This window comes from Corynebacterium sp. ACRPE, assembly GCF_022347435.1.
In the GTDB taxonomy this organism is placed as follows: Bacteria; Actinomycetota; Actinomycetes; order Mycobacteriales; family Mycobacteriaceae; genus Corynebacterium; species Corynebacterium tuberculostearicum_D.
The window spans coordinates 73,140-98,039 of record NZ_JAKRNA010000004.1 but is presented as its reverse complement, the minus strand read 5'-3'; the positions used below and the strand labels follow the sequence as shown (position 1 = coordinate 98,039).

Below are 24,900 nucleotides of genomic sequence, written 5' to 3'. Positions count from 1 at the left end.
ACGACCACGAACCTCACCGCAAAGGCCGCCTGGGGACTCCCGCAACTACCCACCAACCTTTTTGCCCGCAAAGAAAACCCGTCGTTGGCGTGTGCGGTCGCGCTGCCCCACGCCCTTTTACCCGCCATGCCGCCTGGAGGGGTGTGCCCCCTCAACCAACAACCAACCAGAAGACCGACAACCCACCCTGCGAAAAAGGGCACACCCCGACCCCTCCACCGTGGGGCACCAGCCGCAACCCCCCACGGGGGTTAAGGCTGGCACACCCCGCACACACCAGCACCAAAAAATTGGCAGACCGAAACCACCAGCGCGCGAAGCGTCGGGCCACACGGTTTCCACCGAAACCAACCGACCACCGCCCGACGCGAAGCGGACACACCCAACCCCCTGCGGGGCGGGTGTGTCAACCACCCACACACCAGCACCAAAACCAGCAGACCGAAACCCCTAGCATCGAGCAGGACGGGCCACGTGCCAGCACCATGTGCCGCACCGCCCGTCCTGCGAGAGCACCCAAAACCCCCACGGGGTTGACGGGTGCTTAAAGCAGTAACCACGTACCCGACAAAGACCCGTTCAGGTCACCGTCGCTTTCGGCCGCAACTAGGCACCACCCCGGTCGCCCGCGCTGGCCACGCCGACGCTGGCGTGTGCGGTCGCGCCGCCAACTACTGGGGCGTGCCCCAGACCCCCTTTCCCCACCGTGGGGTGCACCCCACTCCCCCACCACCAGTGGTGTGCGCGCTCGCCGCGCAGGCTCCCTGCCGGGAGGGCCAAAGACCACCCCCTGTGGTGTGCCCTGGCGGGGCCTACCCTCCGAGCGTCCACCAACCGCCTGGCGGGTTGGTTGCAGGCTTTGCCTGTCGGGTCGCTCCGAGCCGCTGGGGCGTGCGCTCCGCCGGCCGCGCGGCCTCACCTCATGCGGCGGTGGCCTTGGCGTGTGGGGCTGGCTTCGCGGCGCTTGGTGTGGGGCGCAGGCTGCACCCGTCATGGGCGGGTGGGTTCGCAGTGAGGGTGGGGTGGCCTTACCGGGGTGATGTGGGGTGCAGGCTGCACCACACATGCGGGGTGTAGTGCACACCCAGCGTCTAGGCTGGCGGGTGTTCGCATCCAACCACCAGGAGGCCAGCCCATGTCCCACACCCCAGACAGCGGCAACCACACCGACACCACCGCCACCCTGACCGCTTTGGAGCGCGCCCGCCAGCGCGTGGTGCCCTGGCTGCACACCGCCCTCGATGCGGAGGAATCCGCCCGCACCGCCGCCCGCGCCGCCACCGGCGACACCGCCCGCGAAATCCACGCCGCCCGTGCGGTTGCCCTACCGTGGAACGCCATCAGCGAAGAGTTGGGCGGCATCAACCGCTCCACCGCTGTCGAGCGCGTCAAACGCGCCCGTCTGACCCTGCCGCCAACCAACACCAAACGCCGCGACAAGTGGGACGCTGCCCGCGCCGCACTGCGCGCCACCCACGCCGCCGAACACGACGCACGCCGCGCCCAGGAACAGGCCACCGACACCACCGCCGCAGCCATCGCCATTGCGCGCACCATCGGCCACACCTGGGCCACCATCAACGACGCGACCGGCATGTCACGCCAATCCCAACTCGCCCGCCTCAACCGCACCTACGCCAACGGGGCACGCACAGCCGTGCCCAGCCCCGCCCGCGCCGCCGACTACACCCGCGACGACCACAACCGACACGGCACCCAACTAACCGGCCAGGCCGCCGCCCTGTGGCGACACAAGCAGGTCGCCGAAGCTCTAAGCCGGGGTGTGGCCACCGCCGTGCGCAACCGGCTGGCAGGCATGTTCAACACCGGCGACGGCCCCAGCCTTGCCGAGGCATCCCGCGTGGTTGCCGCCGCCGAAGACACCCGGCAGCGCGCTGTGGACGCTGCCGTGCAAGCCCTTGCCGACATGCACCTGGCCGGGCTGGAGGCCACCGACCCGGCAGCGGCGATGTATGCGGCCGAAGCAGCCGAGCAGACCTCGTCGGCCACGGGTGGCGACCCGGCAGGTGACTACGGGGGAACCTCCACCGTGCTCAAACCCTCCGACGCGGCCGAGACCGCCCGCCAGCTCGAAGACCACTAGCCCGCCCACACGGCCACTGGAGGCGCTAACAGCCCCACACCCGCCCAGTGGGCCACCGGCAGTGCCCCAACCCGTTAGACGGCCACACAGCGCCGCAGTAGGGTGGGTGCTCCCCCAGCCGCCTCGTGGGGTGCAGGCTGCGCCCTACATTCGGAGCAGTGCGCTGTGTGTTGCATCGTGCTTTACATCCCCGTGGTGCGCGGGCTGTCAGCCCCAACTGTCCGGCATGGCCCACGCCCTGCCACCCACCCGCGTACCAGCACTCCCCCAGGTCTCGGGCCAGGGTTTCCAGGAGGGTGCGAAGATTAAACCGTTCCCACCGAGGGAGCCAACGCCCCGCCTGGGGGCTAGATACGCAAAACAATCCACCCACAACCACCAAAAAAGGGGCCAACATCATGGAATGCCGATCCAGCCACTGCAACAGGGAAGCCACCAACACTGAATACGTCCTCTGCGAAGAACACGCCGCCCATCACGAGAAATGCCTTGAATGGGGCCGACTCCACATCGAGGGCAAAGCCACCACCGAAGACCACCCCGACTATTACCCAATCGTTGTGGACGCTAACTAGGCACTCACAGCGCAAAGCACCCTGACCTGTTTCGGCCGGGGTGCTTTTACTTCCCCACAACGCCGGGTTTTCGCGCCACTGGTGTACCCCACGGTGCTTTACAGCGTGGTTTACACCCCGTGATGCAGCCTGCATTACGCACCTGTGGTGCACCGTGCATTACAGGGTGTGGTGCACGGGCCTACAGCCTCAACTGTCCGCCCCAGACAAGCCCGCGCTACTGCTTCTTAACTGCACGCTTTTCGCACTGGCGTGAGTGCGTTCGCCAAGTGTCGGGCACCGCACGTGGCTACCGTGCGAAGATTAAACCGTTCCCAACGACAAGGAGCCACCACATCATTTACCCCGAAGAAAACAAAGAAAGGAACGCGCCATGACCACCAAGACCACCCAGCCCCAACGATTCCTGGAAATCACCAGCATCGCCACGGGTGAGGTTGCCGAATCGTTTAACGTCACCGGCGACACCGAGCGCCAGGTTGAGCGCCTACTGCGCGGCATTCTCACCAACCTGAACCGGGAGGAGTTCTTCGTCGCCGACAACACCCGCGAGCCGGAGGCCTCCTAGGCTCGCCCCCACGCCCAGAACACCGAAGTAGTGAAAGGATTTAACGAAACCATGACCAATCAGAATCAGACTGCCACCCTGCCCGCACACGATGATGTTGTTTCCCTCAACGGCGTGGAATATCGGGTCTGGCGCACCGACACTGTTGAGGTAGGTGCTGCACTCGGCGGGGATGTGCTGTTTACTGACCGTCACGGCCAGGCCGCTCGCAGTCCAGAGGAAGCGCAAGCTATTTCCCTCGCCTTGGCAGCCGCCCACAACTACGCAAAGGAGCAGCAGTGAGCACCCGCCCGATTGAGGTCTGTTCCGCCAAGCAGATCTGGCAAGAGTACGAAATTGATGTACGAATTCTAATCGGCGGTGGGCAATACGGCGGCGGTCAATGGTCTGTGTTGAACATTAGCCGCGAGGAAGCCGTAACCCTCCGCAACAAGCTCAATGACTTTCTCGAAGACGGCAACCAGTAGCCCCCGAGTTCCCCGCCCCGGCTGAAAGGCCGGGGCTTTTTCTTTGCACCACAGGCCGCATTACGCACTGTGGTGCAGCGTGCTTTACGCCCGCGTACCCCAGGCTGCTTTACTCCCTGCTTTACTCCCTGCTTTACGCCCTGCTTTACAGCGTGTAGTACACGGTGCTTTACGCCACGTAATGCACGCGCCTACGCCCCCAACTGTCCGCCACAGACACGCACGTTTTACCCCCTTTCACCTGCACGTTCACCCACCCCGCCGACAGCACCCATACCGAGTATCGGGCCGGGGTTTCCCGCCAGGTGCGAAGATTAAATCGTTCCCAACAAGGGAAGAACACAACACACCAACGCCCCACACAGGGGCCAACACAGAAAGAGGTTCACACCATGTCTTGCTTCACTGTCTGCGACGAGCACATCCGAGTCCTAGTCCACGCTGCCGCCCACCCGGAACAGCTCGACATTGCCCCCACGTCCCTGCGGGAAGCCCAGGGAAACAAGGTGCGCTACTACACCCCAGATGGCCAGTTCCATGAGGTTGACGACTCCAACGCCGCCGAGTTTGGGCAAATGTTGCGAGACGCTAACCTCCGCGCCGTCTTCGACCGATACGACGAGGAGGAGGAATACCCCTACGAGCATTCCCTGCCACGCCACACCAAGTGGTCGCCGTTTGAGATCATCTCCGCCGCCCAGTGCTACCGCTATCAGGCGTGCGACGCTGTGGATTGGACTGGAAGCGAAGCCGAGCGGTTCATTAGCGATCTGATTGAGCGCATGGTGTCCCTGACTCCGCAGATGCAGGAGACCAACCTGTGGGAGATTGGGGAGAACACCGCCCCGCAGGCTGTGGAGGTTGCTACCTGGTAGCCCACGCGGCCCCGCCCCGCCGCAGTGTGCGGCGGGGCTTCTTTGTGTGCATTACACCGTGCTTTACGCCCGTGTGGTGCAGCGTGCATTACAGGCTGTAATGCACGGGCCTACAGCCCCAACTGTCCGCCCTAGACAAACCCGAACCACCCCTTATCACCTGCACATTTACCCACCTTGTCGCAAACACTCACCCTACGTTTCGGGCCAGCCTTTCCCGCCGAATGTGAAGATTAAATCGTTCCCAACAAGGGGAGCACCCAACCGCCCCACACAGGGGCCAGACACAGAAAAGAGGTCACCATCATGGGTCAACGCTCAAAGATGATCGTCGGATATACCAACGCCGAGCCGGTGCGCGAATTTAGCGGCCCCACCCGCGATCGCCGTGCAATGCACTGCCAGTGGCGCTGGGGCGTGCATCTGATTGTGTGCGCCGCACAGGCGGTACGCCTGGCACGCAAGCAGGTAGAGGACGAGTTTCTGCACATGAAGCCAAAAGATGCGCTGGCCGCGCAGTGCGCCACCTATGCGGTTAACCAGGTCTCCGGCTCGATTCAGGGCTTGGACAACGTTGAGGGAGTCACCGAACGGCTCAACAAAAGCGGCATTGAGAAGTTCGAGAACAACGACGGGATGTTTCTAATCCAGCTGCACGCCAGCGCCCCAGACGAGGAAGACAACCGGGTTAACAGTTTCGCTTTTGGTTTCATCAACGGCGGCCGGGATAACGCAACTGTCGTCACCGCCGACGAATACCTAGAGCGGTACAGCGAAACAGTTAGAGCGTGGCGTGACATTGACGAGGGCCGCGAGGCACTGGAAGCGGCACTGGACACGTTGCATGAGGCGGAAGCCGACGGGTTCCTTATGTCGCAGGAGGAGGCCGACAAGTTGTGCGGCACCCGGGCTGAGTATGAGGAGGGTTTCTCCCGCGCGGCGGCTTAGCGTGCTGCCTGCTGCCACGGTGTGATGTGTGTGCCCCGGCCTGTTTGGGCCGGGGCTTTTTCTTTGCACCACAGCCTGCACCACAGCCTGCACCACAGCCTGCACTACGCACTGTGGTGCATAGTGTGGTGCATAGTGTGGTGCAGCGTGTAATGCACGCGCCTACGCCCTCAACTGTCCGCCACAAACAAGCACGTTTTACCCCTTTCCACCTGCACGTTTTCCCACCCTACTGACGGCATCCGCCCCGAGTATCGGGCCGGGTTTTCGCGCCGAATGTGAAGATTAAATCGTTCCCAAGGCAGGGAGCACACACCACATCAACGCCCCACACAGGGGCCGAACACAGAAAGAGGTTCACACCATGACCGCAGCGACCATCTCCAACCACCCGGCAATCTCCAAGCAGACCATCACTCCCGGCGACAAGTTGAACACCCCGATGAATGACCTGCGCGACCACATCAAGGTGGGCGACTTCCTGGAGCACACTCTGGTCACCGACACCGTAGTCCTAGAGGTCGTCAAGGTCACTGCCAAGACGGTCACCCTGCGCGAGACCCGCAAGAGCAAGACCGTGTGCTACGAGGATGACCGCGTAGACAACGGCAGCGGCTACACCGTATTCTTCACCGCCATCGAACCCGTTGAGGACGGCGAGACTCGCCGCGTGCGCCTCTCCAAGAATGGCCGCCTGAAAGTAGGCAGCTGGGCGCGTGCTGGCTTCTACCGCAAGTCCCTGTTGGTCAATGGACAGCCAGTTGAAAAGACTGACCTGCGCTACTAATCCCCCTCCCCGCCCCGGCTGAAAGGCCGGGGCTTCTTCTTTGCACCACACCGTGCACCACAGTCTGCATTACAGCGTGTGATGCAGCATGTGATGCAGCGTGTGGTGCGCCGTGCATTACAGCGTGTGGTTCAGGGTGTGGTGCAGGCTGTAATGCACGCGCCGACGCCCCCAACTGTCCGCCACAGACAAGCATGTTTTACCCCCTGGCACCTGCATATTTACCCACCCCGCCGACAGCACCCATACCGAGTATCGGGCCGGGGTTGCCCGCCGAATGTGAAGATTAAATCGTTCCCAAGGCAGGGAGCACACACCACATCAACGCCCCACACAGGGGCCGAACACAGAAAGAGGTTCACACCATGACCGCACAGGATTTCTTCACCGGCATCACCATCGAAAGCGCCCGCACCATCGTTGACGACTACCGCGCATGGGAAGCAGATTTTGCCGACGCTGACCCGTGCGACCCGGCCCCCTCCGAGTTCCTGGAGGATGTTCACCGCACCGCTATTGACTGCCTGCACGTTGATTCCCTCACCCCTGAAAAGCTCGAACTGTTCGACGCTGACACCGCCCGCGCCATCTCCGAGGCCAACCTCGAAGAAAACAACGCTTACGACGACTACGGAGTCGGTTGCGAGTTTGAGGATTTCGACGGATTTGAACGCCTCATGGACGCTCGCGTCGAGCTGGGAACCCTGATTGTCAACGCCGCCTGCGCCATCGTCGCCACCCAGGATTGCGGCGAACTGGTCGCCGCCTAAGACCTCACCCCGCACAGGCCACCACCGCCCGTGGTGGCCTTTGTGCTGCACTGTGTAAACCGCCCTGCGCTACCGGGGCTGTCTGCCCCAACTGTCCGCCCTTAATTCCCGCCGTACACGGTCTTTACCTGCACTTATAGCAACCTCATGCCAGCGGATTTCGGGCGGTGAAACGCCGCCACATGCGACGATGAAACCAGTTCCACACCACGGAGCTACAGCCACATCAACCACCCTGTAAGGAGCAACCATGACCACTGTTTCCGCTTTTCTCGCCAAGCCCGACATGACCGCAAAGCGCATCGAACTAGCCACCGACGAATCCGGTAGCATCTACACCGCCCTCCAGCAGGCGTTGGAATGCCAGATTGTTGAGCCGGTGAGTGTTGACTTCGGCGACCACACGCTGACGTTCTGGTTCGACGAGGAATCACTGTTTAAGTCCGACTCCAAGGTAAACCTGATGGCCACCTACCTGATGGACTCCCTCACCCCAGCCGATGCGGTGTTGCGCCAGTTCTATCTCGGCAACTGTGTTGTCACCCGCTTCGACTTTGAATCCGGCAACGAAACCAGCCTGCCCAACCAAGCGGTGGAGGCGTTGGAATCTGCCGCCGAGCGCCTGCAAGACCCCGCCGAGCAGCAGGACGCGTTCGACCGCCTGGTGGCTGTGTTCCTCGCTCACTAGACCGCCTGCACGGTCTGTCTAGCCCACTGCCGATCTGTGCACCACACCGTGTGGTGCACCGTGCTTTACGCCCCTGTACCCCACCCTGCATTACAGCGTGCATTACGCCCTGTGGTGCAGGGTGGTTTACGCCGTGGGGTACATCGCGTAAACCATGCTGTGGTGCACGCGCCTACAGCCCCGACTGTCCGCTTTGCTGCACGGTCGTTTGTTCTGCACACCACCATTTTTACGGCCCTGCTTTCCCCACTATCGGGCACGGATAATTCGTTGCTGCGACACTAACCCCAAACCAACCCGCACAGCCCACCCTGGGCACAACCCCGAAAGGAGACCATCAATGATTTTCATGCCAATCCCCGACGAACTTGTCACCGAGCTGCGACGCACCCGCAAGCACGTAACTGTTGACCACGCAGGAGACCACGACCCGGATACCGTGCTCTACCTCAACGCCGGTCAAGGCTGGCTGTGGGAAATCACCATCGACTTCACCGCACGTGTGGAAATGCGCCGTATCCACCGCAACTCCCGCCACAGCCTGGACGACGCGGCCGAGCTGCGCGTAGATAACGCGGACAGCACAAAGCCTAAAGACCTGGCCGTTGCAATACGCCGCATGCTGGATCGTCGCCCGCCGCGCACCTCCACCCTCCCGGCCATGCCCACCAAGTACCGCAGGGCTGCCCGCGAAAAGCAGCGCAAAGCCACCGCCGCCTAAATAGAAACCACCCAAGCCAACCCGCGCCCCACACAGGGGCCGAGCATGAAAAGAGGTTTACGCAATGACCACAAACGGCTTTACCCTCAAACACGCCGTAGAACTAGCCCAGTCGCTTACGCTCCACGCCGAGCAAACACTTACCCGCCGCACGCAGGTTGAAACGCTGGCGGCGCTGGTTCACAACACCAAAGTGCGCGACACCCTCATTCCGGCCGCGCCAGACAAGACAGTGAACTTGCTGTGGCGCGCAGTAGCCAACGCGCCCCACGCCACAGTGGACGCTATTTGCAACGCTTTGTGCCTGGCCGCGCTTTCCGCCGAAACTAACGATGATGGGCTGGAGTGGTTGGCTCGCTCCCTGGAGACTAATGCCCACCATCGTCTGACCCAGATCCTGTTCTCCGTAGCTAACGCAGGGTTTCCTTTTGAGCGGTTACGTGCAAGCGCCTACGAGGGATTCAAGGAAGCCATTAGGCAGTTCAACGAGGACACGCACGAGGCCGACGTGCCTTTCGTTTGGCCGGACATGGCCGCGTGTCTCGATTAGTCCGCACCACGCTCTACGCCACGTCTCGCATTGCGGGGCGTGGTTCTTTTTTGTGGGGGAGCACGTCCCCATTGACGCTACTAACGCCTGTTTGATGTGCACCACACGCTGTACTTCACTCTGCACCACGCCTTGCACCACACGGTGTACTTCACGCTGCATTACACAGTGTACTTCACGGTGTGGTGCACGCGCATTACACCCCAACTGTCCGCTCAAACAAACAGCACATTAACCCCATCTACCTGCCCTTTTTATTATCCGCTTCGCTTCCAACTTATTGAGTGTCGGGCATTGCTTCACCGGCCCATGCGATAGTTAAATCAATCCCAGACAGGGACACACCAACCACACAACGCCCCTCCCGGGGCACTCCAAGAAAGGCAAGACCATGACCAACATCGACAAGATCAAGACCAAGGTTCAAAAGCTCATCAACCAGGCCAACGACCGCCAGGGCCAGCCGGAAGCCGAGGCCTTTATGAGCCGCGCGGTGGAACTTATGGCCAAGTACGGCTTTGAGGAACGAGACCTTGACAACGCCGACGCTGGTGATGAAATCACTTCCCAAACGTTCGAGTTCTCCGGCTCCTACACCGATATGCAGGCCCGCCTGCTCAACGGCATTGCCAAGGCCCTGCACTGCGACAGCTTTGGAAGCAAGCGCCACCGCTCCACCAAGTGGAACAGCTTGACCCTTTTCGGAAAGCGCCGCCACATTGAGCGCGTGGCCATTTTGTTCCCCTTGCTCAACGCCCAGATGGCAGCCCAGGCGAAGAACCCCTCACTTTCTGACAACATGTTCACCAGCACCGTCACCCAGCGCCGTTCTTTCATGCTTGGCTACATCACCACCATCACCAACCGTTTGACCGAGATGGAAAACACCGCCGCCGACGGCACCGAAGACAGCAACCGCTACGCCGTAGCTTTGGTGGACGACGCGGAAGCCGCGAAAGCCGCCCTACGCGACTACTTCAACCAAAAAGGCCTGCGCGTTGGTCATGCGCGCTCCAGCTACCGCACCGATCAGGGTGCCATGCAAAACGGCAGTAACGCCGCCAACCGCGCCGACCTTGGCCAGGCCCGCATGGGTGGTGCCCGCGCCGCCATCGGACAATAAGAATCCAGCCCCACCCCGCCCGAGCTGGCACCAACCCAGGGCAGGGGAGGGGCTTTTTGCTAACCACGTCCCGACTGTCCGCCCCACACCACCTGCACGCTGGGCGCATGCCTGTCGGCCGCACACGTTTCGGGCCACAGTCGTTGCGCCGGTGCGATGCTAAAGCCACTCCCCACAGGGGAGAAGCAACCACACCAACCACCCGCTTTGGAGGTTTACACCATGCCAGCCCCCGTAGATAACCGCCCCCAAACCGTCGCCGAGCGCGAAAACCAAGTGCGCCTACTGGCCCCACAGTTTTTTGGTGAGCTATTCGACTTCACCACATTCCAGGAAGAAAACGCCCTCCACGCCGTCAACTCCACCCTGACCTTTGGTTCCCGCACTGCCGAGGTTGTGGGCCGCGATGTGTTCTACGTAATCGCGCTAGACAGCACCGGCACCGTTCCCCAAGAGGTTGTAGACACCCTCACTAAACACCACGACCGCAAGAGCCAAATAGTGTGCGACACTGCGTGGGAGGACTGGAGCGACGACGACAAGGACATTGTGGTGCCACTGCGCGCCGACCAGGTGCCGGGTGTGCAGATCGTTACCTCCAGCGAGGTGTTTAGCTCCGAGTTTGAAACCTGCGGCCAATTCCTGCGCCGTACAGGCCGCAACCCAGAGGAGGTCATGCTGGGTTAAGCAAGCGCCCCACAGTCGTCACTTTCTGCCCTGTGCCTGCGTGCACGGGGCTTTCACCATCACCCCCCACACTGGGAAAGGATCATGCCTTGACTTCCTCCCCGCCCTCACGGGCGGGGATTCCTGCTTCATTGACGGGTGCCTGCTTGTAAAGCCACTGGCTTTTTAGCAGGTCTTACACCGTCTCCACAGGCTATAACCGCAAGTCCTGCGGCTTGGATATTTTTCGCTGCGTTAATATCTCGATCAAGATGTGTAGAACATCGTGGGCATGTCCAGAAACGTTGATTTAAGGTAAGTAGATCATTGATATAGCCACAAGACGAACATGTCTTAGACGAGGGGAAGAACCTGTCTATGGCGACAACTTCTCCACCACTGTCTTTGGCTTTGTATTCCAGACAGTGACGTATTTCAGCAAAAGACTGCTCTAGAACTCTACGGTTTAGGCCAGCTTTAGCTTTTCGTCCTTTATCTCGTGTCGATGTGGTCATACCGCGAACATTAAGATCCTCGATACACACGACATCAAACTCTTTTACGAGTTGTGTAGTGGTTTTGTGAATCCAATCCTTACGAGCGTCTACTACCTGAACATGGGCTTTGCTTAGCTTGGTTTTCGCTTTAGCAAAGTTTTTTGATCCGATCTTTTTCTTCGACAAGCGGCGCTGATACTTGTTTACCTTAGCCAGTTTCTTTTTCATATCCCGATCGTCTCGGGGAGAAAGTTTCTGACCTGTGGAAAGAACAAGTGTGTCTTTGGCGCCCATGTCTAGGCCTACAGTTTTGCCTGTAATACGACGTTTCTCCACCACAACCTCACCAAGACAAGAGACGAACCAACGGTCAGCTTTGTCTTTAGTGATTGTCACGGTAGAAACGCTGTCTCGATCAAAATCCCTCGACCAGTGGGCAGCAAGAGGTTCTTTGAGCCGAGCAATATGCAGATTGTCGCCTTTGAACTTGAAACCTGATTTCGAGTATTCAAGACCAAGCCGTGACTTTTTGCGTGACTTGAACTTCGGATACCCCATTCTTTTTTCAAAGAAGTTGGCAAAAGCAGACTGTAAATGTCGAAGGCATTGCTGAAGCGGGACGGACGATACTTCTTTAAGGAAAGAAAACTCGTCTTGCTTTTTCCACTGGGTCAGCGCCGCGCTTGTTTGAGAGTAGTTAACTCGCTCATGGTTCTTATACCAGGCGGTATGACGCATATCTAGCGCCTTGTTATAGACAAGCCGAACGCAACCCCAGGTTCGGAGAAGTTCTTTCTCCTGTTCTGGGGTTGGGTAGAAGCGGAACTTAAACGCCCGCTTTACTTTCGTGTTCGACATAGTTAACATACTAACTAGTTAATTTGTAAATGGCAAGACAAGAAAGGGTCGTCTCAATCCCTCCCCGCCCTTACGGACGGGGTTTCGATGAGACATTTCGATGAAAGCCAACGAGCGTTTCGCCAAAGCCGTGCAGGCTGCAAGCCTGCGGGTGGAGTCCGACAAGCGGAATAAGAATCAAGAGCTAACCGCCCTAGCCGCCCGCGATCCAGAGGAAGCACGCCGGAGGGTGGGGCTGCATTTCAGCAACGTCTTCGAGGGGGAGGTGTTCAAAAACACCGCAAACGTCTTGGAAGCCTGCGGAGTGTTAGCGGAGGTGAATCGTCGGTTCCCTCCCGGCAACCGAAGCCCCAACGGTGAACGCTGCTTTACGGGGGCACTGGGGGCGGTTCGCCACCACGCGACCGTATTCATTGAATCGTGCACGCTGGAGCAAACCGTTGAGGTATCCCACGGGAAATCCGCGATGCGCTAAGGCGTTTCGAGGTGGGGGAGATAGCCGCGTCGGAGATCATCACAGCGGCACGGCTGCGCCTGCATGAGACGTTGGCCGAGCAGATGGGGGAAGACGGCTACAACGCATGGTTTGGTGCCCAGTTGGAAGCCAACAAAGGTCTGCCCAAGGGGGTTGCTTTGGAAAAAAGTCACCGGGCGCTTTTGCGTGAATTGCAGCTGTAGCCAGGTTCTTTAGCGTGCTTTACGCCCTGTACTACACCGTGTGGTGCAGGGTGTGGTGCAGGGTGTGGTGCAGGGTGTGGTGCAGAGTGCTTTACGCGGTGTAATGCACGCGCTGGCAACCCCAACTGTCCGCTGTAGTACCAGCGTGTCCTGCGGCCATTCTGTCGAGTCGGGCACCGACAACACCGCCCCTGCGAGCCTGGGGTGCGTCCCCCACGGGGACTACAACCACCACACCGCCCACACAGGGCGCTACCGAAAGGACACACGCATGAAGATGAAAGGCATTTCCGCCGACTCCGCCGACAGGGAGGGCCAACCGCTAACAGCACTGACAGTGGGGGAGGTCGTCGCTGCACTGCGCCACGCCAACCATGTGGTTCCACTGTGGATCTGCAATGAGTATGAGGATTACTACCCGGTTCTCGGGGCAACGCTGCGGGACGATAAGGTTCTGCTGCACTGGGCAAAAGACACCGCACTATATCCCCGCCCATCTAGCGCTTATTCACGTCTAACGGTTCGTGAACTGGAGCATTTCTTTGCACAGGTAACTGATGCGGAACTGCCTGTTTTTAGCCACGACATTACAACCAGAGTGGTTTCCCCGTCCCGAGCGTTAGGCCCCGCCAACGAAGAGTTAGACCTGGACAACTGTGGCAACAACCGGCTCGGGTTTAGAATCAACGACCCCCTGGAGGAGGACTTGTGGGACGTATCCAACTCCGTTGACCGCCCTGCGAAGAATATGACGGCCACGCCCACGGAAACGCCTGCCAGCGTCAGTGATGTGCATGTCCCCTCAACATATATGGATTTGGGGTCGGAGGTTACCGCTGGGGCTTACACCGATGCGACGCTGCAAGCGTTGGCCGGTGCGAACCTGGACTGTTTCGAGCTGACTACCATTCTGGAGAAGCTCAACGTCACGCCGGGGGAAATGATGGATACGTTGGATTTTTACATTGAGTGCAACGGTGATGACTGCGACCTGGAAAAAGGGCGCGTGGGAAACCGTGTTTTCTTCGCCGCCACCGACACTGGCCCCTGCGAAGATCCGAAAGCCATTCCTGTTCTGGTGATGTTCTTCTAATCGTTGGTGCAGGTCACATGGCTTTTAGTGCCGGATAACCTTGTTTATCCGGCAGTTTGCACCACACGCGCGTAAACCACGCCTGTGGTGCACGGTGTAATGCACGCTGCACCACAGCATGTACTTCACGCGCTTTATGCCCTAACTGTCCGCTAGTTACCCGTCCTTTAACCTGGTCTTTTTCACATTCTCAATGTGCACACGTCGGGCCACTACCGAGCGTCAAATGTGAGCCTTTAAGGGCAATCAACCACGCCCCACGGTGGGGCCAATTCTTTGGAGGTTTCCATGACCATCACCGCAGACACCATCTCGTGCCAGTTTCCAGCTTTTTGCAACGAGAAAGCCATTGAACGCACCGCAGGCAAGTTGCTTGCCCAGCTGGAGGGGGAATCCCGCGCGCAGGTACACCCACTGTTTGATGGGGTGGGTGCAATCATCGTAAGCGACAACGGGCGCAGCGTTTCGTTCCGCTTCGACCTCCTGCATGGAGAGTCCATCGACAACCCCGGCAATCGAGTAACCGCCGATCTGGAGGTGAGCTACACGCAACAGCGCCAGTACTGTGTGGACGTTCGCCTGGTGGAGACTACCGACAACAGCTACGCCATGCGCTTTGGCATGGGGGATTCGCCGTGGAGCACTTCGACCCTGTACGCCTCGGAGACGGTGGCCCGCTTTGGTGTTAAGCGTCTGGTGGAAACGGCTGCTGCTGTCTATCGCGCGCTAGTCGGGGCGGGGGAGGACACGTTCGGTGTTGTTGACGGGTTTGGTAGTCACATTGGGCGCGTGGGGGAGGTTGCGCGTATGGATTCGGCCGTAGGGGCGTAGTCCGCCCCCTGTGTTCCCTCGCCCCGTGGTGGGTGGGGGATTTTTCTTGTGGTGTGGGCACTGTCCGGTTTGGGATTCTTTTTACCTGCCGTTGCGGGGTTTAATGTCGGGTTGATTCGGGCTTAATAATGCCCCTGACCTGCACGTATAAATTTTTTGTGTTATAATAGGGGTACAGCCACAAAGGCTGACGCTGTATGACAACTGAAAGGGTGTGAGACGTATGTTTACAGCAAACATTGAAATGGTAATCGGCTTAATCGTCGCAATCATCGGGGCAATCGTCGGGGTAGGCACGCTATGGAACCGAATCCTCGACCGACGTTCCAAGCAGTGGCTAGAAACGATGAAATGGGCGTGGGATATTGCCCACGACAGCACCGGGGACACTAAGCGCACCGCGCTAACGCTCCTCTACCGCACCGCCTGCATGCCCTGCACGAAACTAGACCGCGACACCGCAACCATCGTCAAGCAATACACAGAACGACAAATCATCAACGAGGGACAGGAGGACACTAAATAGCCCACAGCAGGCTGGCAGGACACTGCCACCTGCGCCCACCCGCACCGACTGTCCGCCCCACACCACCTGCCACCAGCAGCACTCACACCCTTAACGGCAAAGTCGGGCACCCGCACGCCACGGCACAGCACAATGGCAACCACACCAACCAAACGCCCCACACAGGGGCCAGCCGAAAGGAACCATTGTGAAACTCCACGCCGCCATCAACCGCCTGGTCTGCCACCTCCTCTCCGCCCACAGCTTCACCCCACTAACCTGGACGGCCAGCCCCACCGAGGAGGAACTGCGCACCGACAACCCCGCCAACGGCCTGTTCTTCTGGCCGGACATGCCGCCCGCGCGCTCCCTGACCCCACAGTCTTCCCCCTACGTAGCCAACATGCTTGCCGCCCAACTGGGGCTGCGCACCGCAGTCTCGCTCACCCCGCAGGACAAGCGCGGCTGCTGGGTGGAAGCCCTTGACACCATCGCCGACTACGCTGCCCGCACCAACGTTCCCACCGGCTCGGAACTGTGGACGTTTATCAACTGCGCCCACAACACGCGCGTAAGCGACATGGCAGGAACCATGCAGCGATTCGCCGCCTAAACCTCACCGCCCCAGGAAACCCCTGGGGCGGTTGCGCGCCATCAGCCCCAACTGTCCGGCCGCTGGTGGGGTAGTGCACACCAGTGAAATACACTTGGAGAAAACCCAACCACGCCCAACAGGGAGGACTTTTCATGGCGTTCAACCAACGCGACCTCACCGCCCGCCTCCGTGAGGCCAGTCAGCAAATCAACGCTGAACTGCTGGAGTTTGTTTCCCGCGACATTCTCGACGAGGTAGCTGCCGCAACCGAGGCGGCAAACCAGGAAATCGACAACTCCGAGGCAACGTGCGAGACCCTACTGCGCATCACGGAAGCCGCCACCATCGCCGGGGAGCTTTTGGAAACCGCCCGCCAGTTCACCGCCGTGCAGGCCGTGCAAACCGGCTCCACCCTCCGCGATGCAGCCGCAGCCGCTGGGGTTTCCACCAACGCCATCAACCGTTGGATGGCCAAAGATAATGAGGTTGCCACCGTGCCGGACAACGTGTGGTGGACAACCGCCGCCCAGCAGCGCAGCACCGACGAGGAAGCCGATGCTGAAACGGACGACTTTTCCACCGCCCACGAGCCAGGAGAGCACCCCGCAGAAAACCACAGTGCGGCACCACTGTCCGAGGAAGCCACCCCGCATGTAGGAACCAACACCCCGTCCTCGGAGGGCACCAGCCAGCAGGAGTAGGGCGCGCACCGCCCCCACAGCCCACCCAGGGTATAGGGGGTAAAACGCCGCAGGGGCTGTTTAACCGCGAGCCTGCCTATCACTGTTTACCGCCGACCAAACCCGCCTGGCTCTACCGGGCGGGTTTCTTCATTTCTCCAGCTCATAGGGTGTGCACAGGAGCATGAGACACTAGGGGAGAACCCCATCCATCCCATCGCGCATTTGAGGTCGCCATGAACTTTGACGTAGAGCAACTGACAGAAGCCGCCACCGCAAAAATCATCCGGTCGGCACTATCTGCCGTGTGGCCCAACGTTCACTTCACCGCCACCACAGCTGACACCTCGTTGAAAATCAGTTGGACAGACGGCCCGTGGCCGGAGGATGTGCGCACCGTCGCCGATGCCTACATCGCCTCACCGGATGCCACCCCGTGGGACAACACCGTGATTCTTTCCGCCCCCAACGGGGAGTTCACTGCGGTCTACCCCGGCCTTGACCATCTGGAGACCTGTCGCACCGTCAGCCCCAGCACCGCCGATGCCGTTACCGCACACCTGGGCAACAGTGGGGTGCAGGTTAGACCCGACTTTTCCTCCGAATCAGGAGACAAGGTTTCTTTTGCTGCGCTCGCAGCACTAGAGGAATACTCCACGCCCATTCCACCTGGGGCTATTGCCGAAGAAGTGGTCACCACCAGCAGTGAAGACAAGCGAATTATGCAACTGTGCGATCTGCTGAATCAGTGGTGCAGCAACCCTGCTGGCTTTAGTGAGGATGATTTCGGCTTCATTGGGGAGGTTCTGTGCGAGCCGGATGGCAAGGCAGTGGTCGTGTCGGCACTGTCCGATGAAGCTCCCGTCCCCGGCCAGATAACTGACCTGGTGGAAGAGGTGGTCAACGTAGCTTTCCGCAACGGCGACTACGACACTTATGAGCATGGCCGGTATGCCCTCACGCTTGTCTTCCCTGACCTGGAGACCACGCAGCCTAGCTTGTTCGAGCCAACCGTTGCACCGCATCGGCGCATGCTTGCCGAGATGGGGCAGCTTCTGCGCACCACTGTTGCTGGGTGCCGGTTTTAGGAGTTCGGGCATGCGGTAGTCGGGGAATGTGACGATTAGGGCAGCTTCAACCCACACAGGGTTTGCAAGCGTTCCACACCAACCGAAAGGAACTGCCCATGTCCGCCAATAGCATCTACTTTTTCAATCCCGATTCCTCTAATAAGGATGCGTTGACCCTCTCGCAGATTTTTGCCGCACAGGTTCCCGTGTGGGGTGCCCTGTCTGCCGCCTCTTATGCGTTCGGGGAATCTACCGTTCAGATTTCCACGTTTTTTGTTCTGGCCCTTGTGTGCATGGGCCTAGCGTCCCTGCTGTTTCCCTACAAGCGTGCCGCACGTCCTGGCTCTTCCGACCATGCGGAGGTTGAGCGTGACGAACAGATGCGGGATTGGGAGGCCTTAGCTCGCGCTGTGGGCGCGTTGCAGGGGTAGGCATATTTTTCGTTCTCGTGCAGGTGGGGGAGGTGTCTCCTCCGCTTGCACCACAGCTTGCACCACAGGTTGAACCACGGCCTGCACCACAGTCTGCACCACAGTCTGCACCACACGTTGAACCACAGCATGAATTACGCGCGTGCACCACACCGTGTACCTCATCCCGTGCCATCAAGTTCGTTTTTCCAGCCATGAAGTACAGGTGTGTAGTGCACTCAAAAAGTACGTTTATTCACCTTTACCAGCACTTTTAGCGTTTCCCGCCAAGGGTGTGCACACCCCTGCTGATAGACTTCATGATCATTACGAGGGATATAGACCGCCTCGTTACACAACCACCGATACAGCCATCACAAAGGAGCGTTTATGTCGAAGCGCCGAATCGCGCCGCCGACCACCTCGGTTATGCGACAGCGCACAATCACCGCACTATCACAAAAGGGCGGTGTGGGAAAGACCACCCTCACCAGCAACCTCGCTTTCGAGGCCGCACGCCTTGGACTTCGCGTACTTGCCATTGATGCCGACGGCAGCGGAGGCATGTCGGCCATGATGAATGCGTACCCGACGGCAGAATCAAAGGATTCCCGCGACCTCGTTGTGGACGAGGAGCTTTTCATTGGCCACGGCGTTGGATACAACGTCGAGGGCGCATGGGTTCCCCGCACGGACATTCCCTGGATGGAGGGCGGTGCCGCCGTCGAGGGTGGAAGCATCGTCATCGTCCCCGCTGCCTATCCCGACGGCGACAAGCCCTCAATTAGTGCCGTGCTCTCCAAGCCGGGAACAACCGAGGAACCGCGCCTAGCCCGCAAGGTAGACACCGAGGAAAACCGCGACTTTTTCGACCTCGTAGTCATCGACATGGGCGGCACCGACGACCCGTACATGCTCTCGGCCATCCTGTACGCCGCCGAGCACGTGGCCTTGCCGATCTATTCGGAGGGTGCAGCACTTAGCACGCTAGACGGTCTGGAAAGCCGACTCATGGCGTGGTTTGAGGCAACCGGAAAGCCCATCAATTACCTGGGCGGGGTTCCCATCGGTGTTCCCCCGAACCTGCGCCGCCACCCGCAGGAGCGCGAAGTGCTACACCAGTCCGCACTGTGGATTGAGGACACCTACAGCGACATTGGCACCCGGATGCTCGCCCCCGGCATTGAGCGCCGCACCGCCATTCCCGCCGCTTTTAGCGAGTCGGCCCCGGTTTCCACCATTGCCAGCTCCAAGCGTAAGCGCCGCGACCTGGGCACCGTTCCTGCCGCACTAACCCGCACTTTGCTCACGATGCTGTCCGATATGCGCCCCGACCCGGATGATCCGGATACCGCGCAGCGTGTGGACTATGACGTGGACGCTATGACGCAGGCTGTTCTTTCGCAGGAGATGCCGGATGAATGGCGTGAGGTCATCACCGGGCCGCGTTACTACGACTCCAACTTCTACGCCGATTCCACCCCAACCACATCCGAGGAGAATTAGAATGGCACGCCGCAGCATAAAACAGCGCCCCAACCAAGCCCCCACATCCGATACCAGCAAAAACGGTTTCAGTTTTGGCAGCGCCTCAAAGCCAGAACCCTCGCAGCCATCAAACGCCACTGCCGAGGATTCTGCTGCTAACAACGCACCAGATGCCGACCCGTTTGGGGAAAGCACGGAGGGAAACGCCCCTCTTGTATCTGATGATTTGATGCGTGGGCTTGCCAAGCCTGCCAAGCAATCTTCGGCGGTAAAGAAAAGCACTGCCGTTCAGATCCGCATCCCGAATGATTTGGATTTGGCAATTACCGAGGTGCTACGCCAGCTCAACGAAGTCTCCGACGTGGAGATCAAGCGGTCACCAATGTTCAGGGCTTTTGCTAAGCGCGGCATGCTCGAAGCACTCCAGGCATTCAGCGAAAACGACGTGGACGAAATCAAGGAAATCTTGAGCTGGCAGGGAGCCAGCTACACCGGAGGTGAATAATGAGCCGCGATCCATTTGGCGAGGAGGAAGTTACCTACCTCGGCCCCAAGAAGACCCCCGACAACCAGCCCATTTCCGATGACTCCGACTGGGAGGACGAGTCCACCGGAACCGATTTAGACGATGCCGCCGATCCGTTCGGCGACACCGACGACAACCACACCAACGCGCCCACCACCCAAGACGATGACGATGACGATGACGATCCATTCGGCCCCGAGCCGGAGGATTCTGCCTACGACCTCGACGGCGACGAGACCGATAACTTCGACTTTGAGGACGAGCCGCAGGACTGGGAGCCAACGGTAACCCCAGACACGGCAGCCAACCGCACCGCGAGCGCAACCGCTAGGGATAAGGAAACGCCGGAGCGCCCTGCTCACACGCGCCCTGCTCCCTCCGCAGTGCAGGTGGATTCCTCCTCGTTGTCAACACCTGCGCCCCAAGACCCTGCCCCTGCACCCGCGCCTGTATCCCGTGCCAGTGAGCCGCCGAAGCCGCGCCACCGTACCCCGGCACCAGAGGTGTCAGCTAAGGCGAACCGCAGTTGGAAAGACCGCATCCTGGGCCTTTTCCGAGGTAAAAACACCGAGGAGCCGGTCAACGACGAGATGCGCAGCTTGCAGCGCTCCATCCCCGGCACCATCAACGTGGCTTTCATTAACCGCAAGGGTGGCGTGGGAAAGACCCTGACCACCACGCTGACTGGCATGACGCTGGCACACCACCGCAACGACCACGTGATCGCCGTGGATGCTTCCCCCGAGGGCGGCGAACTCGGTGACCGCGTGGAGCGGGAACAGTACGGCAGTGTGCGTAGCCTGATCCGCCAGTTGGACGCGGTAAAGCGCTACTCGCACGTGCGCACCCACACCTCCCAAGACCAGACGGGCCTGGAGGTTTTAGGGTCTGACCCCGAAGCAGTGGGGGAGCCGGAGCTGACCCCAGACGAGTACCGCGCGCTAATGAGCGTCATGCGTGATTACTACCAGTTCATTCTCACCGACTGTGCCCAGGGGATTAACACTCCCGTGATGGAAGCTGTGCTCGACGAGGCAGATGTTTTGGTTCTGGTTTCCGAGGGTGCAGACGGTATGCGCTCGGCAACGTGGGTTGCCTCCCAGCTCGCCGACGAAAACGGCCCCTACGGGGATCGGTACGCCCACCTGGTAGACGACATGGTGGTTGTCGTCACGCAGCGAACCGCCCAGTCCAACGTCGATATGGGCAAGGTGGCAGACCATTTCCGCACATTCGCCCGCAAGGTTGTTGAGCTTCCCTATGACCAGGCAATCGAGGGCGGCGGCGCGTTCACCCTAGACGATGTAGCGCAGTCCACGCTCCAAGCAGGACTGGATGTAGCTACCGCCATCACCACGTCCAACGCATTCCAGGAGGGTGGTCGCTAATGGCTTCTCGCGGAACTTCGGGCTTGAAAGCCTGGCTCCTGATTATCGTGTCAGCTATCGCATTGGCCGCCATTGCGTTTGCCGCGTGGGCCACCACGCGCGACGACGGGAACAGCAGCAGCCCCTCCGAGTACGAGATACCAGAGGTGAGCCTGTCTCCCGACAATGAACCCGGTTCAGGCGATGCGGCACGGCTTCCCTCCTCCAACGAGTCTGGGGAGGCCACACCAACCACCTAGACCGAAAGGAGGGGCATGGCTTTCACCGCTGTTACCCACGCCAGACTGCGCGAGGCAGCGCGCCTGTTAGCCTCCCACGGGGTACACACCCCTGCCATCGACGAAGCTGGGCGGCGCGAACAATGGCCGCCCATGTTGGAAACACAGCTGGTAGTCGATGTGCACCACCACAGCGCTATTGCTTCCCAGCTTGGGGTGGACACCGGCCTTTTGCCCCCGGTTCCAGATAATGCTCCCCAAGCCGGAACCATCGGGCAGCCTGCCGAGCCGGAACCCACCCTGGAGCTTCCGGTGCGTATGCCGCAATCAGCGGCAGAAGTCGTCTCCCCACGGGGAGTGCCCCTAGATTTTGATGGGCAGCTCGACTCCCTGAAAGGCGTTCCCCTTGCAGACTTAGACGGGGTGGGGGAAAAGAACCAGCAGCGCCTAGAAAAAATGGGTGTGCGCAGTGTGTATGACCTGCTGCACCATATTCCGCTGCGGTATTTGGATCGCACTGAACTAACCCCTATTGCTGGCCTGTCTTCCGGTATGCGCGACGCGACTTTTGCCGGGGTGGTGTCAGACTTTACGGTTCGTCGGGGTCGTACCCCTTATGTGCGCTACACGGTTGCTGATGCTGGCAGGCGTGTGTCGTGCATGTTTTTCCGCGCCATGTGGATGGCCGGGCGCTTCAAAAAGGGCGATACGGTGCTCGTGCATGGTGACGTGACGGATTTTAACGGCTCCCTCACCATGAGCAATCCCATTATTGAAACGCTGGAGGATACGTCCGCCCCGATGGTCGCGGTCTATCCGCAGTCAGCGACCCATAGGGTGACAACGTGGCTTTTGCGCCGTGCAGCCCTGGATGCGCTGCGCCGCATTCCCCGTCTCGACGACCCTGTGCCGGAGGCGTTGCTGCGCCACCGTCAGTTGTTGGGTCGTCTAGACGCTTTCCGCGCCATGCACGTGCCTGCCAACGCGGCGGAGGCCAACTGGGGCCGCGAGCGCGTGGTTTATGACGAGTTTCTGCGTCTACAGCTTTCGCTGGGGGTTATGGCTCATGCCAAGCAGAAAGAAAAAGGCATTGCGCATAAGGCCGCAGGCTCGTTGCTGTCTCAATGGCGCGAGGGGCTGCCGTATGCGCTTACCGGGGCGCAAGACCGTGCTATCGCGGAGGTTACCGCCGACCTGCGCGCCGACCGGCCGATGAATCGCCTCCTCCAGGGTGATGTGGGTGCCGGAAAGACCGCTGTGCTGGTGGGAACTGCTTTGCAGGTCATTGAGGGAGGACACCAGGCAGTCATTGTGGCCCCGTCGGAGATTTTGGCCCGCCAGCACTTTGAGGAGATGGCAGAGGCGTTGCAGCCGCTGGGAATCCAAGTGGATTTGTTGGTGTCGAAATCATTGCCGCGCCCCCGCAAGCAGGTTCTGGCAGACCTGGCAGACGGTACGTGCAAGCTGGCTGTGGGCACGCATTCGCTGCTCCAGCCCACGGTGGAGTATGCGGCTTTGGGGGCGGTGATTGTCGATGAACAGCACCGTTTTGGCGTTGATCAGCGTGCCGCCTTGGCTGATGCTGGGCCAGAGGGGAAAGCCCCTGATGTGTTGCAGGCGACGGCAACGCCCATTCCGCGCACCAGCGCTATTACCCAGTTTGGCGATATGGACGTGTCCATCCTGGATGAAAAGCCTCCAGGCCGCTCCGAGGTTGTCACCCGTTGGGTGGAGTCTGCCCCCATCACTGATGCAGATTGCAACGTGTGGAAAGCCATCCATGACCAGGTTCGACAAGGCCGACAGGCGTTCGTTGTCTGCCCCCTTGTCACCAACAAGGACGGCAACGCCTCCGAGACGAAAATGGCTGCAAGCGCCGAGGCCACTGCCGAGGAACTAGCCAACGGTGCGCTCTCCACCCTGCGCATCGGGGTGGTGCACGGCAAACTCAAACCCGCCGAGCGCACCGAGCGCATGGCTGCTTACGTCGCTGGGGAGATTGACGTTTTGGTGGCCACCACCGTCATCGAGGTGGGCGTTTCCGTACCCAACGCCACTGTGATGGTCATGCTGGACGCGCAGAAATTCGGCTTAGCCCAGCTGCACCAGCTGCGCGGACGTGTGGGGCGTGGCCGCCACCCTGGCCAGTGCTGGCTGGTGGGCGAGGCTACAGGCGACGGTAGGGAGCGCATGGAGGCTATGTGCTCAACGACAGACGGGTTCGAGCTGTCGGCAATGGATTTGCAGATTCGTGGCCCCGGCGCATTGACCTCCACCGCGCAGGCCGGTAAAGAATCTGGCCTCCAGGTCGCCAACCTGATTGCCGACGAGCACATCCATTTGGCTGCGCGCGCCGACGCGCAAGGCATCCTGTCCCGCGATCCCCAGTTGCTGCGCAACTCCGCGCTGCGCAATGAGGTGCGCGCCGCCTTGGGGAATGATGCGGCCTACATGCTTAAATCCTGATCTCCTGACGGTTCGGGCATGCCCTGTGGCGCGGGTGGTGGAATTGGGCTGTACCCAATGACCACGCCCCACCCAGGGGTACGACAGACAGGACACCACTATGAGCCTGACGCTTGTACGCTCGCACGCCCGCCAACACCCACCAGTTCCCATTGCTCGCCAGCTGCGCTTCCTTGATGACACGAGCTACCTCCAGGCAGTGCGCCTCGGGGCCTACGACGTAAACGGCCGCATCCCCGGATTCCGCGAGTTTGACCGGATGCGCCGCAGTGAAGTCGCAGAGCAGGCCGGGGTGAGTTTTAATGCCACCTACTCCGCCCTGCCGGATGATGGACTCAAAAAGCTATACCGAGAATACGTTGCCGGTCGATTCGATAGGGGAGGGGTCATCCCGCAACGTATTTGGCGGTTGATGGATAAAACCGTCAAGAAAGCCGTGGCAGGAACTTTGCGCGGCCGGAGAAACCATATCCAGCCGGATAGTCCCTCCGTGCACAATGCGAAGCGGTTGCCCACCAACCGGCTCGGAGATCCGGTGTTGGGCCACCCCAAACAGAAGTGTTCTCCGTACACATCGTTTTTCTAATTTTTCGCTGAACGCCCGCTCCCATCTTCGCAGCGCACCACAGCTTGCACCACAGCGTGTAATGCAGCCTGTAATGCACCGGCGTGATGCACTCTCCCCAAACAGCAAAAACCGCGCTAGACTAGGGGTTGACCAGTTCGGGTTGAACTCGTTTCCCCGGGGGGCTGTG

The 24,900-nt window shown here is 60.1% G+C and carries 30 protein-coding genes; 28 read left to right on the top strand and 2 right to left on the bottom strand.

The annotated features are described in order from the left end of the window. Positions 1–1,135 precede the first annotated feature (1,135 nt). Positions 1,136–2,104 (top strand): hypothetical protein, encoded by a 969-nt coding sequence (locus MHY13_RS03635; protein ID WP_239280888.1) that lies wholly within the window; start codon positions 1,136–1,138, stop codon positions 2,102–2,104. A gap of 347 nt (positions 2,105–2,451) precedes the next feature. On the opposite strand, the gene MHY13_RS03630 is transcribed toward MHY13_RS03635, so the two are convergent. Continuing rightward, positions 2,452–2,814 (bottom strand): hypothetical protein, encoded by a 363-nt coding sequence (locus MHY13_RS03630; protein WP_239280886.1) that lies wholly within the window; start codon positions 2,812–2,814, stop codon positions 2,452–2,454. A gap of 238 nt (positions 2,815–3,052) precedes the next feature. Between MHY13_RS03630 and MHY13_RS03625 the strand changes: the two genes are divergently transcribed. From MHY13_RS03625 to MHY13_RS03570, 12 genes are all read left to right on the top strand, one after another. Next, positions 3,053–3,247, top strand: coding sequence for a hypothetical protein (locus tag MHY13_RS03625; RefSeq protein ID WP_239280884.1), 195 nt, complete (start codon positions 3,053–3,055; stop codon positions 3,245–3,247). Positions 3,248–3,298: 51 nt separating this feature from the next. Further along, positions 3,299–3,529, top strand: coding sequence for a hypothetical protein (locus MHY13_RS03620; protein ID WP_239280882.1), 231 nt, complete (start codon positions 3,299–3,301; stop codon positions 3,527–3,529). Next, on the top strand, positions 3,526–3,714 hold the full coding sequence (locus MHY13_RS03615; protein WP_239280880.1) for a hypothetical protein: 189 nt from the start codon (positions 3,526–3,528) through the stop codon (positions 3,712–3,714). Before MHY13_RS03620 ends, MHY13_RS03615 begins: the two co-directional genes overlap by 4 nt. A gap of 392 nt (positions 3,715–4,106) precedes the next feature. Then, positions 4,107–4,589, top strand: coding sequence for a hypothetical protein (locus tag MHY13_RS03610; RefSeq protein WP_239280878.1), 483 nt, complete (start codon positions 4,107–4,109; stop codon positions 4,587–4,589). Positions 4,590–4,895: 306 nt separating this feature from the next. Further along, positions 4,896–5,537 carry a hypothetical protein gene (locus MHY13_RS03605; RefSeq protein WP_239280876.1) on the top strand — a complete coding sequence of 214 codons (642 nt, stop codon included), beginning with the start codon at positions 4,896–4,898 and terminating at the stop codon, positions 5,535–5,537. 364 nt (positions 5,538–5,901) lie between these two features. Further along, entirely contained in the window at positions 5,902–6,324 is a 423-nt protein-coding gene (locus tag MHY13_RS03600; RefSeq protein WP_239280874.1) for a hypothetical protein, read from the top strand. Positions 6,325–6,689: 365 nt separating this feature from the next. Next, positions 6,690–7,094: a hypothetical protein gene (locus tag MHY13_RS03595; RefSeq protein ID WP_239280872.1), complete on the top strand. Its 405-nt coding sequence runs from the start codon at positions 6,690–6,692 to the stop codon at positions 7,092–7,094. 250 nt (positions 7,095–7,344) lie between these two features. Beyond that, the gene (locus MHY13_RS03590; protein WP_239280870.1) at positions 7,345–7,782 is read left to right on the top strand and encodes a hypothetical protein; all 438 of its coding nucleotides are present in this window, start codon (positions 7,345–7,347) and stop codon (positions 7,780–7,782) included. A gap of 340 nt (positions 7,783–8,122) precedes the next feature. Further along, on the top strand, positions 8,123–8,503 hold the full coding sequence (locus MHY13_RS03585; protein ID WP_239280868.1) for a hypothetical protein: 381 nt from the start codon (positions 8,123–8,125) through the stop codon (positions 8,501–8,503). Positions 8,504–8,567: 64 nt separating this feature from the next. After that, positions 8,568–9,053 (top strand): DUF4192 family protein, encoded by a 486-nt coding sequence (locus tag MHY13_RS03580; protein ID WP_239280866.1) that lies wholly within the window; start codon positions 8,568–8,570, stop codon positions 9,051–9,053. Positions 9,054–9,444: 391 nt separating this feature from the next. Beyond that, positions 9,445–10,176, top strand: coding sequence for a DUF2786 domain-containing protein (locus tag MHY13_RS03575; RefSeq protein WP_239280864.1), 732 nt, complete (start codon positions 9,445–9,447; stop codon positions 10,174–10,176). Positions 10,177–10,398: 222 nt separating this feature from the next. Beyond that, the gene (locus tag MHY13_RS03570) at positions 10,399–10,863 is read left to right on the top strand and encodes a hypothetical protein (RefSeq protein ID WP_239280862.1); all 465 of its coding nucleotides are present in this window, start codon (positions 10,399–10,401) and stop codon (positions 10,861–10,863) included. A gap of 128 nt (positions 10,864–10,991) precedes the next feature. Here MHY13_RS03570 and MHY13_RS03565 read toward each other — a convergent pair whose 3' ends face one another. Next, the gene (locus MHY13_RS03565) at positions 10,992–12,197 is read right to left on the bottom strand and encodes a transposase (protein ID WP_239280860.1); all 1,206 of its coding nucleotides are present in this window, start codon (positions 12,195–12,197) and stop codon (positions 10,992–10,994) included. Positions 12,198–12,297: 100 nt separating this feature from the next. Between MHY13_RS03565 and MHY13_RS03560 the strand changes: the two genes are divergently transcribed. The 15 genes from MHY13_RS03560 to MHY13_RS03490 all read left to right on the top strand — a co-directional run bounded on the left by MHY13_RS03560 (position 12,298) and on the right by MHY13_RS03490 (position 24,731). After that, positions 12,298–12,672, top strand: a complete 375-nt coding sequence (locus MHY13_RS03560; RefSeq protein ID WP_239280858.1) for a hypothetical protein — start codon at positions 12,298–12,300, stop codon at positions 12,670–12,672. Between the two features lie 11 nt (positions 12,673–12,683). Then, complete coding sequence (locus MHY13_RS03555; RefSeq protein WP_239280856.1) at positions 12,684–12,875, top strand: hypothetical protein; 192 nt, start codon at positions 12,684–12,686, stop codon at positions 12,873–12,875. Between the two features lie 271 nt (positions 12,876–13,146). Next, positions 13,147–13,968 carry a hypothetical protein gene (locus MHY13_RS03550; protein WP_239280854.1) on the top strand — a complete coding sequence of 274 codons (822 nt, stop codon included), beginning with the start codon at positions 13,147–13,149 and terminating at the stop codon, positions 13,966–13,968. Between the two features lie 288 nt (positions 13,969–14,256). Then, positions 14,257–14,799, top strand: a complete 543-nt coding sequence (locus MHY13_RS03545; RefSeq protein WP_239280852.1) for a hypothetical protein — start codon at positions 14,257–14,259, stop codon at positions 14,797–14,799. Positions 14,800–15,022: 223 nt separating this feature from the next. After that, positions 15,023–15,325 (top strand): hypothetical protein, encoded by a 303-nt coding sequence (locus MHY13_RS03540; RefSeq protein ID WP_239280850.1) that lies wholly within the window; start codon positions 15,023–15,025, stop codon positions 15,323–15,325. 187 nt (positions 15,326–15,512) lie between these two features. Next, complete coding sequence (locus MHY13_RS03535; protein ID WP_239280848.1) at positions 15,513–15,917, top strand: hypothetical protein; 405 nt, start codon at positions 15,513–15,515, stop codon at positions 15,915–15,917. A gap of 134 nt (positions 15,918–16,051) precedes the next feature. After that, entirely contained in the window at positions 16,052–16,600 is a 549-nt protein-coding gene (locus MHY13_RS03530) for a hypothetical protein (RefSeq protein WP_239280847.1), read from the top strand. A gap of 215 nt (positions 16,601–16,815) precedes the next feature. Next, complete coding sequence (locus MHY13_RS03525; RefSeq protein WP_239280846.1) at positions 16,816–17,667, top strand: LPD29 domain-containing protein; 852 nt, start codon at positions 16,816–16,818, stop codon at positions 17,665–17,667. A gap of 98 nt (positions 17,668–17,765) precedes the next feature. Next, on the top strand, positions 17,766–18,080 hold the full coding sequence (locus MHY13_RS03520; RefSeq protein WP_239280845.1) for a hypothetical protein: 315 nt from the start codon (positions 17,766–17,768) through the stop codon (positions 18,078–18,080). A 369-nt stretch (positions 18,081–18,449) separates the two neighbouring features. Continuing rightward, entirely contained in the window at positions 18,450–19,565 is a 1,116-nt protein-coding gene (locus tag MHY13_RS03515) for a ParA family protein (protein WP_239280844.1), read from the top strand. Between the two features lies 1 nt (position 19,566). Further along, positions 19,567–20,052 (top strand): hypothetical protein, encoded by a 486-nt coding sequence (locus tag MHY13_RS03510; protein ID WP_239280843.1) that lies wholly within the window; start codon positions 19,567–19,569, stop codon positions 20,050–20,052. Continuing rightward, entirely contained in the window at positions 20,052–21,461 is a 1,410-nt protein-coding gene (locus MHY13_RS03505; protein ID WP_239280842.1) for an AAA family ATPase, read from the top strand. The genes MHY13_RS03510 and MHY13_RS03505 overlap by 1 nt, the downstream gene beginning before the upstream one ends. Beyond that, on the top strand, positions 21,461–21,700 hold the full coding sequence (locus MHY13_RS03500) for a hypothetical protein (protein ID WP_239280841.1): 240 nt from the start codon (positions 21,461–21,463) through the stop codon (positions 21,698–21,700). Before MHY13_RS03505 ends, MHY13_RS03500 begins: the two co-directional genes overlap by 1 nt. A 15-nt stretch (positions 21,701–21,715) precedes the next feature. Next, entirely contained in the window at positions 21,716–24,145 is a 2,430-nt protein-coding gene (locus MHY13_RS03495; RefSeq protein WP_239280840.1) for an ATP-dependent DNA helicase RecG, read from the top strand. A gap of 100 nt (positions 24,146–24,245) precedes the next feature. Next, positions 24,246–24,731, top strand: a complete 486-nt coding sequence (locus MHY13_RS03490; protein WP_239280839.1) for a hypothetical protein — start codon at positions 24,246–24,248, stop codon at positions 24,729–24,731. Positions 24,732–24,900 lie beyond the last annotated feature (169 nt).

What these genes read in the sequence shown, in the direction of transcription:
- MHY13_RS03515 (WP_239280844.1), top strand. Translation starts at nt 18,450, where the DNA reads ATGTCGAAGCGCCGAATCGCGCCGCCGACCACCTCGGTTATGCGACAG.
- MHY13_RS03490 (WP_239280839.1), top strand. Translation starts at nt 24,246, where the DNA reads ATGAGCCTGACGCTTGTACGCTCGCACGCCCGCCAACACCCACCAGTT.
- MHY13_RS03600 (WP_239280874.1), top strand. Translation starts at nt 5,902, where the DNA reads ATGACCGCAGCGACCATCTCCAACCACCCGGCAATCTCCAAGCAGACC.
- MHY13_RS03495 (WP_239280840.1), top strand. Translation starts at nt 21,716, where the DNA reads ATGGCTTTCACCGCTGTTACCCACGCCAGACTGCGCGAGGCAGCGCGC.
- MHY13_RS03595 (WP_239280872.1), top strand. Translation starts at nt 6,690, where the DNA reads ATGACCGCACAGGATTTCTTCACCGGCATCACCATCGAAAGCGCCCGC.
- MHY13_RS03605 (WP_239280876.1), top strand. Translation starts at nt 4,896, where the DNA reads ATGGGTCAACGCTCAAAGATGATCGTCGGATATACCAACGCCGAGCCG.
- MHY13_RS03590 (WP_239280870.1), top strand. Translation starts at nt 7,345, where the DNA reads ATGACCACTGTTTCCGCTTTTCTCGCCAAGCCCGACATGACCGCAAAG.
- MHY13_RS03580 (WP_239280866.1), top strand. Translation starts at nt 8,568, where the DNA reads ATGACCACAAACGGCTTTACCCTCAAACACGCCGTAGAACTAGCCCAG.
- MHY13_RS03510 (WP_239280843.1), top strand. Translation starts at nt 19,567, where the DNA reads ATGGCACGCCGCAGCATAAAACAGCGCCCCAACCAAGCCCCCACATCC.
- MHY13_RS03630 (WP_239280886.1), bottom strand. Translation starts at nt 2,814, where the DNA reads ATGCAGGCTGCATCACGGGGTGTAAACCACGCTGTAAAGCACCGTGGG.
- MHY13_RS03530 (WP_239280847.1), top strand. Translation starts at nt 16,052, where the DNA reads ATGGCGTTCAACCAACGCGACCTCACCGCCCGCCTCCGTGAGGCCAGT.
- MHY13_RS03570 (WP_239280862.1), top strand. Translation starts at nt 10,399, where the DNA reads ATGCCAGCCCCCGTAGATAACCGCCCCCAAACCGTCGCCGAGCGCGAA.
- MHY13_RS03550 (WP_239280854.1), top strand. Translation starts at nt 13,147, where the DNA reads ATGAAGATGAAAGGCATTTCCGCCGACTCCGCCGACAGGGAGGGCCAA.
- MHY13_RS03610 (WP_239280878.1), top strand. Translation starts at nt 4,107, where the DNA reads ATGTCTTGCTTCACTGTCTGCGACGAGCACATCCGAGTCCTAGTCCAC.
- MHY13_RS03585 (WP_239280868.1), top strand. Translation starts at nt 8,123, where the DNA reads ATGATTTTCATGCCAATCCCCGACGAACTTGTCACCGAGCTGCGACGC.
- MHY13_RS03565 (WP_239280860.1), bottom strand. Translation starts at nt 12,197, where the DNA reads ATGTCGAACACGAAAGTAAAGCGGGCGTTTAAGTTCCGCTTCTACCCA.
- MHY13_RS03560 (WP_239280858.1), top strand. Translation starts at nt 12,298, where the DNA reads ATGAAAGCCAACGAGCGTTTCGCCAAAGCCGTGCAGGCTGCAAGCCTG.
- MHY13_RS03545 (WP_239280852.1), top strand. Translation starts at nt 14,257, where the DNA reads ATGACCATCACCGCAGACACCATCTCGTGCCAGTTTCCAGCTTTTTGC.
- MHY13_RS03540 (WP_239280850.1), top strand. Translation starts at nt 15,023, where the DNA reads ATGTTTACAGCAAACATTGAAATGGTAATCGGCTTAATCGTCGCAATC.
- MHY13_RS03635 (WP_239280888.1), top strand. Translation starts at nt 1,136, where the DNA reads ATGTCCCACACCCCAGACAGCGGCAACCACACCGACACCACCGCCACC.
- MHY13_RS03505 (WP_239280842.1), top strand. Translation starts at nt 20,052, where the DNA reads ATGAGCCGCGATCCATTTGGCGAGGAGGAAGTTACCTACCTCGGCCCC.
- MHY13_RS03575 (WP_239280864.1), top strand. Translation starts at nt 9,445, where the DNA reads ATGACCAACATCGACAAGATCAAGACCAAGGTTCAAAAGCTCATCAAC.
- MHY13_RS03625 (WP_239280884.1), top strand. Translation starts at nt 3,053, where the DNA reads ATGACCACCAAGACCACCCAGCCCCAACGATTCCTGGAAATCACCAGC.
- MHY13_RS03500 (WP_239280841.1), top strand. Translation starts at nt 21,461, where the DNA reads ATGGCTTCTCGCGGAACTTCGGGCTTGAAAGCCTGGCTCCTGATTATC.
- MHY13_RS03525 (WP_239280846.1), top strand. Translation starts at nt 16,816, where the DNA reads ATGAACTTTGACGTAGAGCAACTGACAGAAGCCGCCACCGCAAAAATC.
- MHY13_RS03620 (WP_239280882.1), top strand. Translation starts at nt 3,299, where the DNA reads ATGACCAATCAGAATCAGACTGCCACCCTGCCCGCACACGATGATGTT.
- MHY13_RS03520 (WP_239280845.1), top strand. Translation starts at nt 17,766, where the DNA reads ATGTCCGCCAATAGCATCTACTTTTTCAATCCCGATTCCTCTAATAAG.